Raw genomic sequence first — 15,644 nt, 5'->3', positions numbered from 1 at the left:
TAAACTCCGCCGCCATGAATAGAACTCTCTACAGCTGTCTGTTTTACCTGGCGCTGCCGTTGGTGGCTTTACGTCTGTGGCTGCGCGCGCGCAAGGCGCCGGCGTATGCCAAGCGCGTGGGCGAGCGGTTTTCCTATGGCCTGCCGATGATGCGGCCGGGCGGGATCTGGGTGCATGCGGTGTCGGTCGGCGAAAGCATCGCTGCCGCGCCGATGATACGCGGGCTGATGGCGCGCCACCCGACGCTGCCGATCACCATCACCTGCATGACGCCCACCGGTTCCGAGCGTATCCAGGCGTTGTTCGCCAATGAGCCGCGCATTCAGCATTGTTACCTGCCCTATGACGTGCCGTGCGCCGCCAAGCGTTTTCTGGATCAGGTGCAGCCGAAACTGGCGGTGATCATGGAGACGGAGCTGTGGCCCAATCACATCCACGCCTGCTACCAGCGTGGCATTCCGGTGGCACTGGCCAATGCGCGACTGTCGGCGCGCTCGGCCAAGGGTTATGGGCGTTTCGCCAAACTGACCGCACCGATGCTGGCTGAGATGAGCCTGTTCGCCGTGCAGACGCGTACCGAGGCCGAGCGTTTCCTGAGCCTGGGTGCGCGCCCGGAAACCGTTGAAATCACGGGTTCGATCAAATTCGACCTGACTGTCGACCCCGAGCTGCCGCTGCGCGCCGCCGCCCTGCGGGAGCAATGGGGGGCGCGCGAGCGCCCGGTGTGGATCGCCGCCAGTACCCATGAAGGCGAAGATGAAGTGGTGCTGGCGGCCCACCGCCAGTTGCTCGAGAGCTATCCCAATGCGTTGCTGATTCTGGTGCCGCGCCATCAGGAGCGTTTCGGTCCGATGTTTGAGTTGTGCCGGCAACGAGGATTCGCCACGGTGCGTCGCTCCAGCGGTGACCCCGTGACCGCGCAGACCTCCGTGTTGCTGGGCGACACCATGGGCGAGTTGCTGTTTCTGTATGCCCTGGCCGACAGTGCTTTCGTCGGCGGCAGCCTGGTGCCGACCGGCGGCCACAACCCGTTGGAGCCGGCGGCGCTGGCCCTGCCTGTGATCATGGGGCCGCAGCGGTTCAACTTCCTCGAAATCAGCGCGATGATGCATGAGGCGGGGGCGTTGCGCGAAGTCGACGATGCCCAAGGTCTGGCCGAAGCTGTGCGCCAGCTGTTCGAGCTGCCACAGGATGCGCGCAAGATGGCGCAGGCTGGGCTCAAGGTGATGCAGGCCAACCAGGGCGCGCTCAAGCGCTTGCTGGATGGCCTGGGCAGGCTATTGGATCAGCACTGATTCCATTGTAGGCGCTGTGCTTAATTACCCGGGCGGGCCTTGAGCTGTTCGGCGGCGGCCTTGGCCAGGTCCGGCGGCAGGAAGTCCTTGTCCGGGTTGTAGTCAGCCTTGAGGTAGCGCGCCAGGTCCTGCAAGTCCCCCGGGTTCAAGGTGCCCGCCGCCTGCTTCAAGCGCAGGTTGTCGAGGATGTAGTCGTAGCGGCTGTTGTTGTAGTTGCGCACTGACGCATAGAGCTGGCGCTGTGAATCGAGCACGTCGACGATGTTGCGCGTACCCACCTGGTAGCCGATCTCCGTGGCTTCCACCGCGCTCTGGTTGGAAATGATCGACTGGCGGCGTGCCTGTACCTGTTCCACGTCGGTGTTCACTGCGCGGTGCAGGTTGCGCGTATTTTCCACCACCTGGCGCCGCAGGCCTTCGCGTTGCTGCTCGGTCTGGCCCAGGCGCGAGTAGGATTCACGCACTTGGGAACTGGTCAGCCCGCCGCTGTAGATCGGAATGTTCAGGCGCAGGCCAATGGTGCGTTGTTCCACATCGCCGCGATAGGGCGTGCCAAAGGCATTCGGGTTGCTGAACCCGAGGGCGTCGTTGTCGCCTTTCTCATATTGCGCCACCGCATCGAGTGTCGGGGCATGCCCGGCCTTGCGTTGCTTGAGGGTTTCCTCGGCGGCGGTGACGGCGTAGTTGCTGGCGAGCAGGTTCAGGTTCTGGCGGCCGGCGGTTTCAACCCAGGCCTTGGCGTCGTTCGGCAGCGGTGGCAACACCGGCAGTGTGTGGACGATGCCCTGGATCGAGTTGTATTGACGATTGGTCAGGGTGATCAACGCTTCAAAGGCGTCTTCCACCTGACGCTGGGCCAGGATCCGGTTGGCGCGCGCGGTGTCGTAGCTGGCCTGGGATTGCAGTACGTCGGTCTTGTCCGACAGGCCCACGTCGAAGCGCTCGCTGGACTGGTCCAGCTGGCGCTTGAAGGCGTTCTCTTCGGCCTTGGTCGAGGCCAGGTTGTCCTGGGCGCGCAGCACGGCAAAGTAGCTTTCGGCGCTTTGCAGGATCAGGTTCTGCTCGGTGGCCGACAGTTGCAGCGCGGCCTGCTCGTTGGTGGCCTCGGCAGCCTGTAGCTGGAACCAGCGATCGGCGCGGAACAGCGGCTGGCTCAAGGTCGCGCGCCAGGAGTGAGCGTCGCGGTTGGCGGTGGCGGCCGGCGTGTCGATCTGGGTGCGCACGGTGTTGATATCGGCACCGCCCGACAGGTTGGGCAACAAGCCGGCGCGGGCCTGGGGCACCACTTCCTTTTGTGCGCCATATTGGGCGCGTGCGGCTGCCAGGTCGGCGTTGTTGTCCACCGCTTCCTGGTAAACGCTGACCAGGTCGGTTTTGGTCGTCAGGGGCGCTTCAGCTGCCCAGACCATTCCGTTGGTTGCACAAGACACGGCAAGCGCCAGTGAAAGTTTGCGCAGCATGAGGCGATCCCTAGATTGAATATTACGGTGATAATTTAGCGCCCAAGGCTAAGGCTGGCCGTTCCTGGCGTCAAGCATTGTGGCGGCAACCGAGTGTAGTGGCGCTGACCCGGCGCAACAATCCCGCAATCATGCCATTCATCACGCTGAATGCAGCGCTATTGGCAATTTGCCCATGCCATGGTCTAGACTGCCTGCGTTCTTGTCGGGGTGCCTTGTTGGAAGGCTGAGATCGGTAAATACCGGATCCCGTTGAACCTGATCAGGTTAGCGCCTGCGTAGGGAACAAGATTTCTCGTCACCCGGCGAGTCCTCTTGTGCTTCGTCCGGGATGAATGTTCGACAATCGAACACTCCGTGCGCCAAGCACAGCACTGTTTTCAGTGCGTCCATCCGTCTCAGGTTCGCTCCGACAAAAATCCACCGCCTGGATAGTTGGAGAGCCCGTGATGAGCACAGAAATAAAAAGTACAAAACTGAAAAATACCGTGCACCTGAGTGAATCGGCCAAGGTCGACACCGGCTCCGTGCAACCCTTTACCCGCTCGCAAAAAATCTACGTGCAGGGCACTCGCCCGGATATCCGCGTGCCGATGCGCGAAATCAGCCTGGACGTTACCCCCACCGACTTCGGCGGTGAAATCAACGCGCCGGTCACCGTTTACGACACGTCCGGTCCCTACACCGACCCGAATGTGATCATCGACGTGCGCAAAGGCCTGGGCGATGTGCGTTCTCCATGGATCGAATCGCGCGGCGACACCGAGCGCCTGCCCGGCCTGAGCTCGCACTTCGGCCAGCAGCGCCTCAACGACGCCGAACTGACTGCGCTGCGTTTCGCCCATGTGAAGAACCCACGCCGCGCCAAGGCCGGTGCCAACGTCACGCAGATGCACTACGCCCGCAAAGGCATCATCACCGCCGAGATGGAATACGTCGCCATCCGCGAAAACATGAAGCTCGAAGAGGCCCGTGCCAGTGGCCTGCTCGACCAGCAACACGCCGGCCACAGCTTCGGCGCCAGCGTGCCGAAAATCATCACCCCGGAATTTGTGCGCGAGGAAATCGCACGCGGCCGCGCGATCATCCCGGCCAACATCAACCACACCGAACTGGAACCGATGATCATCGGCCGTAACTTCCTGGTGAAGATCAACGGCAACATCGGCAACAGCGCCCTGGGTTCGTCCATTGAAGAAGAAGTGGCGAAACTGACTTGGGGCATTCGCTGGGGTTCGGACACGGTGATGGACCTGTCCACCGGCAAGCACATCCATGAAACCCGCGAGTGGATCATCCGCAACTCGCCGGTGCCGATTGGCACCGTGCCGATCTACCAGGCACTGGAAAAAGTGGGTGGCGTCGCCGAAGACCTGACCTGGGAGTTGTTCCGTGACACCCTGATCGAACAGGCCGAGCAGGGCGTCGACTACTTCACCATCCACGCCGGCGTCCTGCTGCGCTACGTGCCGCTGACCGCCAAACGCGTCACTGGCATCGTGTCCCGTGGCGGTTCGATCATGGCCAAGTGGTGCCTGGCGCACCACAAAGAGAACTTCACCTACACGCATTTCGACGAAATCTGCGAAATCATGAAGGCCTATGACGTCAGTTTCTCCCTCGGCGACGGCCTGCGCCCGGGCTCGATTGCCGACGCCAACGACGCCGCGCAATTCGGTGAGTTGGAAACCCTCGGTGAACTGACCAAGACGGCCTGGAAGCACGACGTGCAAACCATGATCGAAGGCCCCGGCCACGTGCCGATGCAGTTGATCAAGGAGAACATGGACAAGCAGTTGGAGTGCTGCGACGAGGCGCCGTTCTATACCCTCGGCCCGCTGACCACCGACATTGCACCGGGCTACGACCACATCACCTCCGGTATCGGTGCCGCGATGATCGGCTGGTTCGGTTGCGCCATGCTCTGCTACGTCACGCCCAAGGAGCACCTGGGTTTGCCGAACAAGGATGATGTGAAGACCGGGATCATTACCTACAAGATCGCAGCCCATGCCGCCGACTTGGCCAAAGGGCATCCGGGCGCGCAGATCCGCGACAATGCCTTGAGCAAGGCGCGCTTCGAGTTCCGTTGGGAAGACCAGTTCAACCTGGGCCTGGATCCGGACACCGCGCGTTCCTATCACGACGAAACCCTGCCGAAAGACTCGGCCAAAGTCGCGCATTTCTGTTCGATGTGCGGGCCGAAATTCTGCTCGATGAAGATCACCCAGGAAGTGCGTGAGTACGCGGCCAACCAGCGGATCGATGCGGTGGATGTCGACGTGGCCAAGGGCTTGGCCGAGCAGGCGCAGCGGTTCAAGCAGGAAGGCAGCCAGCTCTACAAAAAAGTCTGATCGCAGATGCTGGGCGCCTGTACGGGCCTCATCGGGGGCAAGCCCCCTCCCACATTTTTGAATGTATTCGCAGTTCAAACAGTGGGAGGGGTTCGCCCCCGATAGCACTTCAACAAACAACCCATGCCCCTCAGAGATACAACCCTTGAGCATTCAACCGAGTACCTACTCTCCTGAGATAGCAGTGCCAAGTGACAAGCGCGTATTCGGCGCCCGCGATCTGTTTTCCCTGTGGTTCTCCCTCGGCATCGGCCTGATGGTCCTGCAGACCGGTGCCTTGCTCGCGCCGGGCCTGGGCTTGTCCGGCTCGTTGCTGGCGATCTTCCTCGGCACCCTGGCAGGGGTGCTGTTACTGGCCGCCGTCGGCGTAATCGGCAGCGACACCGGCCTGTCCGCCATGGCGGCCCTCAAACTCAGCCTCGGCACCCAAGGCGCGAGCCTGCCGGCGTTGCTGAACCTGTTGCAGCTGGTCGGCTGGGGCTCGTTCGAAATTATCGTCATGCGCGACGCCGCCAGCTTGTTGGGCACGCGGGCGTTCAGCGAAGGCAGCCTGTTGGCGAGCCCTCTGTTGTGGACGTTGGTGTTCGGTGGTTTGGCGACCCTGCTGGCGGTCAGCGGTCCGTTGACTTTTGTACGCCAGATCCTGCGCAAATGGGGCATCTGGCTGCTGCTCGCCGCTTGCCTGTGGCTGACCTGGAACCTGTTCGCCAAGGCCGACCTCGCTGCGCTGTGGTCCCAGGCCGGTGACGGTACGATGCCGTTCGCGGTGGGTTTTGATATCGCGATCGCCATGCCGCTGTCGTGGCTGCCGCTGATTGCCGACTACTCGCGTTTCGGCAAACGCGCAAAAAGCGTGTTCGGCGGTACCGCGCTGGGCTTCTTTATCGGTAATTTCTGGCTGATGAGCCTGGGTGTGGCCTACACCCTGGCGTTTGCGCCCAGCGGCGAAGTGAATGCGCTATTGCTCGCGCTGGCCGGTGCGGGCCTGGGGATTCCGCTGTTGCTGATTCTGCTGGATGAAACGGAAAACGCCTTTGCCGATATTCACTCGGCGGCGGTGTCCAGCGGGATGCTACTGCGCTGGAAGGTCGAGCACCTGGCCTTGGTCATCGGGGTGGTCTGCACCTTGATCGCCTGCCTTGCGCCGCTGGCGCAATACCAGAACTTCCTGCTGCTGATCGGCTCAGTGTTTGCGCCGTTGTTCGGCGTGGTGCTGGTGGACCACTTCATCCTGCGCCGCCGTAGCCGCGGCGCCGTCACTCATCTGCACTGGCCGGCGCTGGTGGCCTGGATGGGCGGCATCGCTGCTTATCACCTGCTGGCCAACCTGTATCCGAATATCGGCGCGACCCTGCCGGCGCTGGTGCTGGCAGGGCTGCTGCAGTTCATCCTGGGCCGGGCCTTCAGTGGCGTGCGGGCATCAGCTCAGGCTTGAGTACGCCGGTGAGACGTGCGTAGGGGATGGTCATTTCGATCAACCCCAATGCGTACGGGCCGATGGTGGCCACGTTGTACTTGAGCACCACGCCGTTGCTGGTCAAGGCCACGTTCGGGGTCTTCTGGAATGGCCAGTTCTTCACGAACTCCGGGTCACGGTCCATCTGCGAGTTGATCAGCCAACTGTTGTGAGCGACTTTCGCAGTGTTCCAGAACGCCTGTTCCTGGCCTGGCAGCAACATGTCGGCGAGGCTCAGCTCCTTGTGCAGCAGGCGCGAATAGTTGATGAAACCACGGCCCGGCTCACCGTGGGCAGCGCCGGTATCCAGGTAGCTGGACACTTCGATGATCACCAGTCCGTCATGCTGCTCGCGTACCTTGGCTTGCAGATACATGCTGTTGCGGTCGGCGGACTCGCGCAGGAACTTGTCCCGGTAAGCGTTCAAGGTCGGCGGCACGCTGGCCCCCGGCGTGGTCCGGGTCATCTGCAGCAGGCGCTGTTCCACCAGGGTGTCGAGTTGCGGCTCGGTGGGGAAGTGCACGGTATCGATGTTGACCAGCGGGCAATCCGGGCTGTTGCAGCCGGGCTTGATCTGTTCCGAGGCGTCCGGCTGGGTGTCCAGCGGTTTGAGATAGCTGGGTTGGAACAGACTCTGGCAGGCACCCAGAGTCAAGGCAATGCAAGCCACGGAGGCGATTTTTAAAAGCGACATGTGCGTCCTTCGTAAATCGATGGAAAGCGAAAAGAGTAGCGCTTGGACTGCCCACAAGGCAGTCAGTTCGCCACTAGACTGATGAGAGTGAGTTTGACGCCCGCCGTCTATCCCGGCAACTGGAAAGGGGCTGCATCCGGGGGCGTGAGCGCGTTAGGATGGCGCCAATTGTATGGGTACAACGGGAATGGATATGACGGACATTGCGAAGTCGACGCCGAGCAAGATCGAAATCGTTCAGCACGACAATGCCTACCAGGGCTTCTACAAGCTTGATCGCGTGCAGTTGCGCCATGAAAAGTTCGATGGCGGCATGAGCCGGGTGATCAACCGCGAAGTCTTCGTTCGGCATGACGCAGTCTGCGTGCTGCCTTACGACCCGCAGCGTGACGAAGTGGTGTTGATCGAGCAGTTTCGCGTAGGCGCCATGGGCCGTACCGACAACCCCTGGCTGGTGGAAATGGTTGCGGGGCTGATTGACAAGGACGAGCAACCGGAGGAGGTTGCACACCGCGAAGCCGAGGAGGAAGCTGGGCTGACCTTCTCCGCTTTATGGCCGATTACGAAGTATTTCCCTTCGCCCGGCGGCAGTACCGAATTCGTTCACCTGTACCTGGGCCGTTGCGACAGCACAGGCGCCGGAGGCGTTCATGGACTGGAAGAAGAGGCCGAAGATATCCGCGTCACCCGCTGGGCGTTCGAAGATGCTCTGCAGGCGGTGCGTGACGGTAAGATTTCCAATGCAGCCAGCATCATCGCCCTGCAATGGCTTGCGCTTAATCGCGCGGAAGTGAGGGGGTTATGGCAGTAAAGGCACGGGAACGATATCGAGTTGACCTGATCGGGCTTCAAGCCGCCTGCGAGGCCAACTATGCGCGGCTGATGCGCCTGCTTCCCGACATGCGCCATGCGCCCGAGGCACGGCGCATTGCCGTGACCCATGGCGACCAGATGCTCGGCGTGCTGACGCTTGAAGTCATCATCAACTGCCCCTACACCACCACCCTGCGCGTGCGTCAGGAACACAGCCTGCCATGGTTGCCGGTGCCGCAGCTGGAAGTGCAGGTGTACCACGATGCACGGATGGCCGAAGTGATCAGCGCCGAACATGCGCGGCGCTTTCGCAGCATCTATCCGTACCCGAATGTGTTCATGCACCAGCCCGATGAGAAAGCACAGCTCAATGTGTTCCTCGGTGAGTGGTTGAGCCACTGCCTGGCCCTGGGCCACGAGTTCGAAGTCGTGCGGTAGATGTGAACTGCGTCTGCTTCCCCAGGTTTCCTCTTTGTGTCCTGCCCAGCATAATCGCGCCAGTCGCCCATTTTCCTGTGATTGCCTTGGGAGAACGCCTTGCCGAGCGTATCCACCGTGAACCCTGACGCACCCGCATTGCTGGTGCAACTGTCTGACAGCCACCTGTTTGCCGAGGCAAGCGGCACGTTGCTGGGCATGAACACCCGCGAAAGCCTTCAGCGGGTGATCGAGTTGGTGCGCGCGCAGCAGCCGCAGATCGATCTGGTGCTGGCGACAGGCGATTTGTCCCAGGACGGTACGCTTGAGTCGTATCAGCAGTTTCGTGACATGACCCGTCAGATCGACGCGCCGGCGCGCTGGATTCCCGGTAACCATGACGAACCGCACATCATGGCCCACGCGGCTGTGCACAGCGATTTGCTGGAGCCGGTGCTCGACATTGGCCACTGGCGGGTCACCTTGCTGGATTCCGCCGTGCCCGGCTCGGTACCCGGCTACCTGCAAGACCAGCAATTGCAATTGCTCGCCCAGGCCCTGAGCGAGGCGCCGAACCGGCACCATCTGGTGTGCTTTCACCATCACCCGGTGCCCATCGGGTGTGCGTGGATGGAGCCGATCGGCCTGCGCAACCCGGAAGCCTTGTTTGCCGTGCTCGACCGTTTCCCGCAGGTCAGGGCTGTGCTCTGGGGGCATGTGCATCAAGAGATTGATGGCAAACGCAACGGCGTGCGCCTGCTGGCCTCGCCGTCCACGTGCATCCAGTTCGCCCCGGGCAGTGAAGACTTCGAGGTCAGCGAGCAGGCGCCGGGCTACCGCTGGCTGCGCCTGCATGCCGACGGACGGTTGGAAACCGGTGTTGAGCGGGTAAAAAATTTTGTGTTCACCATAGATTACGGCAGTAACGGCTACTAGTAGTGAGCGGGCTTGCCCCGCGCTGGGTGGCGCAGCCGCCCCAAACCCTGGCAATTCGGTCCCACTGGAACACCGCGGCGCCCTTATCAGGGCGGCTGCGCCACCCGGCGCGGGGCAAGCCCGCTCACTACTACCACCTTGATGCCTGTAAACTGCGCCTCTTTGGCTGCAGCACGGAGAGCCCGGCATGTCCGCTTCGATCTTGTATATCCACGGTTTCAACAGCGCGCCTGCGTCCAACAAGGCCAGCCAGTTGACTGCTGTGATGGATAGCCTCGGCTTGGCCGACCAGTTGCGCGTGCCGGCGCTGCATCACCACCCGCGTCAGGCGATTCCTCAATTGGAGGAGGCCATTGCGCAGTTGGGGCGGCCACTGCTGGTCGGCAGCTCACTCGGCGGCTACTATGCAACCCATCTTGCCGAGCGCCATGGCCTCAAGGCACTGCTGGTCAACCCGGCGGTCAGCCCCCATCGGATGTTCGATGGTTACCTGGGCACTCAGACCAATCTTTACACCGGTGAGGCCTGGGAATTGACCCACGATCACGTCGCGGCCCTGGCCGAGCTGGAAGTGCCGGCGCCGCTGGACGCCGGGCGTTACCAGGTGTGGTTGCAGACCGGGGATGAAACCCTGGATTATCGCCTCGCCCAACAGTATTACCGGGCCTGTGCCTTGCGTATCCAGGCCGGTGGCGACCATGGTTACCAAGGGTTCGCCCAGCAATTGCCGGCGATGTTGAGTTTTGCCGGCATCGGCGCAGATCAGTATCAATCCTTCGACTTTGCGGCACTGTAAAGTCGCAGGTCATTTTTTAATCGAACGACTCACGACGAGACCCCATGGCCACTCCCAGCGCTAGCTCTTATAACGCCGACGCCATCGAAGTCCTCTCGGGCCTCGACCCGGTGCGCAAACGCCCCGGCATGTACACCGACACCAGTCGGCCGAACCACCTTGCCCAGGAAGTCATCGACAACAGCGTCGACGAAGCCTTGGCCGGGCATGCCAAGTCGGTGCATGTCATTCTTCACGCCGACCACTCCCTTGAAGTGTCCGACGATGGTCGCGGCATGCCGGTGGACATCCACCCGGAAGAGGGTGTGCCGGGCGTCGAGCTGATCCTCACCAAGCTGCATGCCGGTGGCAAGTTTTCCAACAAGAACTACCAGTTCTCCGGCGGCCTGCACGGTGTAGGCATTTCCGTGGTCAACGCCCTGTCCACGCTGGTGCGGGTCAAGGTCAAGCGTGACGGCAACGAGTACCAGATGACGTTCGCCGATGGCTACAAGGCCACCGACCTGGAAGTGATCGGCACCGTTGGCAAGCGCAACACCGGCACCAGCGTGTACTTTGCGCCGGACCCGAAATACTTCGATTCACCGAAATTCTCCATCAGCCGCCTCAAGCATGTGCTCAAGGCCAAGGCCGTGTTGTGTCCGGGCCTGCTCGTCACCTTTGAAGACAAAGGCACCGGCGAGAAGGTCGAGTGGCACTACGAAGACGGCCTGCGCTCCTATCTGGAAGACTCGGTCAGCGATTTCGAACGCCTGCCCAACGAGCCGTTCTGCGGCAGCCTGGCGGGTAATAAGGAGGCCGTCGACTGGGCTCTGCTGTGGTTGCCCGAAGGTGGCGACAGCGTGCAGGAAAGCTACGTCAACCTGATCCCCACCGCTCAGGGCGGCACTCACGTCAACGGTTTGCGCCAGGGTTTGCTGGACGCCATGCGCGAGTTCTGCGAATACCGCAGTCTGTTGCCGCGCGGCGTGAAGCTGGCGCCGGAGGACGTGTGGGAGCGCATCGCGTTCGTGCTGTCGATGAAGATGCAGGAACCGCAATTTTCCGGCCAGACCAAGGAGCGCCTGTCGTCCCGTGAAGCGGCGGCGTTTGTTTCCGGAGTGGTCAAGGATGCCTTCAGCCTGTGGCTCAACGAGCACCCGGAGCTGGGCCTGGCCCTGGCGGAACTGGCGATCAGCAACGCCGGCCGACGCCTGAAGGCGAGCAAGAAAGTCGAGCGCAAGCGCATCACCCAAGGCCCGGCACTGCCAGGCAAACTGGCCGATTGCGCGGGGCAGGACCCGATGCGTTCCGAACTGTTCCTGGTGGAGGGTGACTCCGCCGGTGGTTCCGCCAAGCAGGCGCGGGACAAGGAATTCCAGGCGATCCTGCCGTTACGCGGCAAGATCCTCAACACCTGGGAAGTCGACGGCAGCGAGGTCCTTGCCAGCCAGGAAGTGCATAACATTGCCGTGGCTATTGGCGTGGACCCGGGCGCAGAGGACATGAGCCAGCTGCGCTACGGCAAAATCTGCATCCTCGCCGACGCCGACTCCGACGGCCTGCACATCGCCACCTTGCTCTGCGCGCTGTTCGTCCAGCACTTCCGCCCGTTGGTGGAGGCCGGCCACGTTTATGTCGCCATGCCGCCGCTGTACCGTATCGACCTGGGCAAGGATATCTTCTACGCCCTGGACGAAGCCGAGCGCGATGGCATTCTCGATCGCCTGGTGGCCGAGAAGAAGCGTGGCAAGCCGCAGGTCACGCGATTCAAGGGGCTGGGTGAGATGAACCCGCCGCAGCTGCGCGAAACCACCATGGACCCGAACACTCGGCGTCTGGTGCAACTGACCCTGGACGACTTCGTCGCCACCGCCGAAATGATGGACATGCTGCTGGCCAAGAAACGCGCCGGCGACCGTAAATCCTGGCTGGAATCCAACGGCAACCTGGCCGAGGTTCTGGGCTGATGCGCACAGGTTTCGCCTTGGCGATCCTGATGTTGAGCGGGTTGGCGGCCACCGAAGGGGTCGCCGCGCCCGTGGCTGAGCTCAAGCTGGTAGGCGAACACCCGGTGGACGGTATGCGCGGCGGTAATCTGTCGGGCCTGGCCTTGTGCGGCAAGGAGCTGTGGACGGTGTCGGACCGTGACGACGACCAGATCTATCGCCTGGATATCAGTGCGCCGACCTGGAAGGCCGAAACGGTAAAGATCGACGTGCCACCGGTGCCTGACTCCGGGTTGCCGTGGGGCTTGCGTTCGCGGACCAAGGCCGCGTCCTTCATTCGCGGGGGCGACCTGGATTTTGAAGGCATCACCTGCGATGCCGTAGGCAATCGTTACATTGTCAGCGAAGCCCATGCGGCGGTGCTGCAGGTGCCGGCAACGGGGACTGCCGAGTGGTTGAAAATTGCTCCGGGCATGGTGCGTGAAGCCCGGGCCAGTGGCATGTTGCTGCACTTCAATGCCTTGTTTGAGGGCCTGGCGGTGAATGCCGAGGGCAATCAGATCTGGCTGGCGGCCGAACGCGAGCGACGTGGCCTGATCGCCATCAAGCGCGGGCAGAGCGTATGGGACTGCGACGGCCCCTGCGTATTGCTCAGCGAAGCGGGCCAGGAAGTGCAGCCGGCGCAGTTTGAAAATGCCAAGGCGGTGTCCAAGGACTTCGCCGATCTGGCGCTGTACAACGGCAAGCTGTTTACCCTGGAGCGCAATGCGTTCCAGATTTGCCGGCGCGATACCCTCACCGCCAAGGTCGAGCTGTGCTGGTCATTTGCCGACGAGGCGCTGACGCCCAACCGACGTTATGCCCAGCCCTACGGCCTGGCTGAAGCCCTGATAGTGGATGCAGACGGTGCCTGGGTGGGCATCGACAATAATTTCGGCCCACGGGCCGATGGTGAGAAACGCCCAATGGTCTATCGTTTCGCCGCCCCGGCCGGTGGCTGGAGCGCGCAGCCATGAACCACTGTTTTTTTGAATTGACTCAGCGCGGCGGCAATTCCGCTGCGCCTTACCTGATATTGATGAGGCCCGCATGAGTGACATCCTCGCAGACAGCTTAGATGGCGTAGAACGCCGGTCGCTGGCTGACTTCACCGAAAAGGCCTACCTCAACTACTCCATGTACGTGATCATGGACCGTGCTTTGCCGCATATCGGCGACGGCCTGAAACCCGTGCAGCGGCGTATCGTCTACGCCATGAGTGAGCTGGGCCTGGACGCCGACTCCAAGCACAAGAAATCGGCGCGTACCGTCGGTGACGTGCTCGGTAAGTTCCACCCCCACGGCGACTCGGCCTGCTACGAAGCCATGGTGCTGATGGCGCAGCCGTTCAGCTACCGCTACACCTTGGTGGACGGGCAGGGTAACTGGGGTGCGCCGGATGATCCGAAGTCCTTTGCCGCCATGCGTTATACCGAGGCGCGTCTGTCGCGTTACTCGGAAGTCCTGCTCAGCGAGCTGGGCCAGGGCACGGCGGACTGGGGGCCGAACTTTGACGGCACCCTCGACGAACCCTTGGTGTTGCCTGCACGTTTGCCGAATATTCTGCTCAATGGCACCACCGGTATCGCGGTCGGCATGGCCACCGACGTGCCACCCCACAACTTGCGCGAAGTCGCCACGGCTTGCGTACGTTTGCTGGATGAGCCCAAAGCGACGGTCGAGCAGCTCTGCGAGCATATCCAGGGCCCGGACTATCCGACCGAAGCGGAAATCATCACGCCGCGCGCCGACCTGCTGAAGATGTATGAAACCGGCAAGGGCTCGGTGCGCATGCGCGCCGTGTACCACATCGAAGATGGCGACATTATCGTCACCGCGCTGCCGCATCAGGTGTCCGGCGCCAAGGTGTTGGAGCAGATCGCTGCGCTGATGCAGGCCAAACCGTCGAAATTGCCGCAAGTCGCCGACCTGCGTGACGAGTCCGACCACGAGAACCCCTGCCGCATCGTGATCATCCCGGCCAACAGCCGGGTCGATCACGAGGTACTGATGCAGCATCTGTTCGCCAGCACCGATCTGGAGTCCAGCTACCGCGTCAACGTCAACATTATCGGCCTGGACGGCAAGCCGCAGTTGAAGAACCTGCGCAACCTGCTGGTGGAGTGGCTGGAGTTCCGCGTGCAGACTGTGCGCCGCCGCCTGCAGTTTCGCCTCGACAAGGTTGAGCGCCGCCTGCACCTGTTGGACGGTTTGCTGATTGCCTACCTCAACCTGGATGAAGTGATCCACATCATCCGCACCGCCGAGCACCCGAAAGCCGAACTGATCGCGCGTTTCGAGCTGAGTGAGATCCAGGCGGACTACATCCTCGATACCCGCTTGCGTCAGCTGGCGCGGCTGGAAGAAATGAAGCTGCGTGATGAGCAGGACGCACTGCTCAAGGAGCAAGCCAAGCTGCAAGCGCTGCTGGGCAGTGAGGCCAAGCTCAAGAAGCTGGTGCGCAGCGAGCTGATCAAAGACGCGGAAACCTACGGTGATGAACGTCGTTCGCCAATCGTCGAGCGTGCGGAAGCCAAGGCGCTGACGGAAACCGAACTGCTGCCGAACGAGAAAATTACCGTCGTTCTGTCGGAAAAGGGTTGGGTTCGTTCCGCCAAGGGGCATGATATTGACGCTACCGGGCTCTCCTACAAAGCCGGTGATGGCTTCAAGACCGCTGCGGCCGGCCGTTCCAACCAGTTTGCGGTGTTCATTGACTCCACCGGGCGTAGCTATTCGGTGCCGGCCCACACCTTGCCTTCGGCGCGGGGCCAGGGCGAGCCGCTGACAGGCCGCCTTACGCCGCCGCCGGGTGCGAATTTCGAGTGTGTGCTGCTGCCGGATGATGATGCGCTGTACGTGATCGCCTCCGACGCTGGTTACGGCTTCGTGGTCAAGGGTGAAGACCTGCAGGCCAAGAACAAGGCGGGCAAGGCTCTGTTGAGCCTGCCGAATAATGCCAAAGTGATATTGCCGCGCCCGGTGGATGATCGTGAGAGCAACTGGCTGGCCTCGGTGACCACTGAAGGCCGTTTGCTGGTGTTCAAGATCAGCGACCTGCCGCAGTTGGGCAAAGGCAAGGGCAACAAGATTATCGGGATTCCCGGGGAGCGGGTGGCCAGTCGTGAGGAGTACGTGACCGACATCGCCGTGATCCCGGAAGGCGCGACCCTGGTGCTTCAGGCCGGTAAGCGCACATTGTCGCTGCGCCCTGACGACCTTGAGCACTACAAGGGTGAGCGCGGTCGACGAGGCAACAAACTGCCGCGAGGCTTCCAGCGAGTGGATGCTTTGTTGGTGGAAGCGCCGCTTTAAGGCGTACTAAGACGCTCGATCTACGATTTAACCCGTAGATCGACGCTTTGGCGCTGGAGTCATGGCGCATATTCACGGATGATATGGCCTTTCCAGCGCCGGCGTGGCCGAGCGTGTTTAGGTATTTTTTGTATTACGTTG

Annotated in this window: 12 protein-coding genes and 1 riboswitch; of the genes, 10 read left to right on the top strand and 2 right to left on the bottom strand. The window is 61.9% G+C overall.

The annotated features are described in order from the left end of the window. The first annotated feature begins 14 nt into the window (after positions 1-14). Entirely contained in the window at positions 15-1,295 is a 1,281-nt protein-coding gene (waaA, locus tag ACQRBV_RS06675; protein WP_411985079.1) for a lipid IV(A) 3-deoxy-D-manno-octulosonic acid transferase, read from the top strand. Positions 1,296-1,315: 20 nt separating this feature from the next. On the opposite strand, the gene ACQRBV_RS06670 is transcribed toward waaA, so the two are convergent. After that, positions 1,316-2,755, bottom strand: coding sequence for a TolC family outer membrane protein (locus ACQRBV_RS06670; RefSeq protein WP_060755132.1), 1,440 nt, complete (start codon positions 2,753-2,755; stop codon positions 1,316-1,318). A 196-nt stretch (positions 2,756-2,951) separates the two neighbouring features. Then, a riboswitch (TPP riboswitch) is annotated at positions 2,952-3,057 on the top strand. A 147-nt stretch (positions 3,058-3,204) separates the two neighbouring features. Here ACQRBV_RS06670 and thiC point away from each other — a divergent pair. Both thiC and cytX read left to right on the top strand, forming a co-directional pair. Further along, on the top strand, positions 3,205-5,109 hold the full coding sequence (thiC, locus tag ACQRBV_RS06665) for a phosphomethylpyrimidine synthase ThiC (RefSeq protein WP_060755131.1): 1,905 nt from the start codon (positions 3,205-3,207) through the stop codon (positions 5,107-5,109). A gap of 145 nt (positions 5,110-5,254) precedes the next feature. Beyond that, positions 5,255-6,544 (top strand): putative hydroxymethylpyrimidine transporter CytX, encoded by a 1,290-nt coding sequence (gene cytX / locus ACQRBV_RS06660; protein ID WP_411985080.1) that lies wholly within the window; start codon positions 5,255-5,257, stop codon positions 6,542-6,544. Here cytX and ACQRBV_RS06655 read toward each other — a convergent pair. Then, positions 6,513-7,259, bottom strand: coding sequence for an RsiV family protein (locus tag ACQRBV_RS06655; protein ID WP_104995353.1), 747 nt, complete (start codon positions 7,257-7,259; stop codon positions 6,513-6,515). The genes cytX and ACQRBV_RS06655 overlap by 32 nt on opposite strands. Positions 7,260-7,452: 193 nt before the next feature. On the opposite strand from ACQRBV_RS06655, the gene ACQRBV_RS06650 reads away from it, so the two are divergent. The 7 genes from ACQRBV_RS06650 to parC all read left to right on the top strand — a co-directional run bounded on the left by ACQRBV_RS06650 (position 7,453) and on the right by parC (position 15,503). Further along, complete coding sequence (locus ACQRBV_RS06650; protein WP_060755128.1) at positions 7,453-8,070, top strand: NUDIX domain-containing protein; 618 nt, start codon at positions 7,453-7,455, stop codon at positions 8,068-8,070. Continuing rightward, positions 8,061-8,510 carry a DUF1249 domain-containing protein gene (locus ACQRBV_RS06645; protein WP_060755127.1) on the top strand — a complete coding sequence of 150 codons (450 nt, stop codon included), beginning with the start codon at positions 8,061-8,063 and terminating at the stop codon, positions 8,508-8,510. The genes ACQRBV_RS06650 and ACQRBV_RS06645 overlap by 10 nt, the downstream gene beginning before the upstream one ends. Positions 8,511-8,609: 99 nt before the next feature. Next, positions 8,610-9,425, top strand: coding sequence for a 3',5'-cyclic-AMP phosphodiesterase (gene cpdA / locus ACQRBV_RS06640; protein WP_411985081.1), 816 nt, complete (start codon positions 8,610-8,612; stop codon positions 9,423-9,425). A 187-nt stretch (positions 9,426-9,612) separates the two neighbouring features. Beyond that, a complete protein-coding gene (locus ACQRBV_RS06635) occupies positions 9,613-10,221 on the top strand; it encodes a YqiA/YcfP family alpha/beta fold hydrolase (protein ID WP_060755125.1) in 609 nt (202 codons plus the stop codon). Positions 10,222-10,265: 44 nt separating this feature from the next. Continuing rightward, on the top strand, positions 10,266-12,170 hold the full coding sequence (gene parE / locus ACQRBV_RS06630; protein ID WP_060755124.1) for a DNA topoisomerase IV subunit B: 1,905 nt from the start codon (positions 10,266-10,268) through the stop codon (positions 12,168-12,170). Next, positions 12,170-13,165: an esterase-like activity of phytase family protein gene (locus tag ACQRBV_RS06625; protein WP_104995356.1), complete on the top strand. Its 996-nt coding sequence runs from the start codon at positions 12,170-12,172 to the stop codon at positions 13,163-13,165. The genes parE and ACQRBV_RS06625 overlap by 1 nt, the downstream gene beginning before the upstream one ends. A gap of 73 nt (positions 13,166-13,238) precedes the next feature. Further along, positions 13,239-15,503, top strand: coding sequence for a DNA topoisomerase IV subunit A (gene parC / locus ACQRBV_RS06620; RefSeq protein WP_411985082.1), 2,265 nt, complete (start codon positions 13,239-13,241; stop codon positions 15,501-15,503). The last annotated feature ends 141 nt before the right edge of the window (positions 15,504-15,644 follow it).

Origin of the sequence: Pseudomonas sp. R11F, from assembly GCF_050312575.1 — a bacterium.
Classification (GTDB): Bacteria; Pseudomonadota; Gammaproteobacteria; order Pseudomonadales; family Pseudomonadaceae; genus Aquipseudomonas; species Aquipseudomonas palleroniana.
Note: the sequence above shows the minus strand (reverse complement) of the source record. Positions and strands in the feature narration are given on the sequence as shown.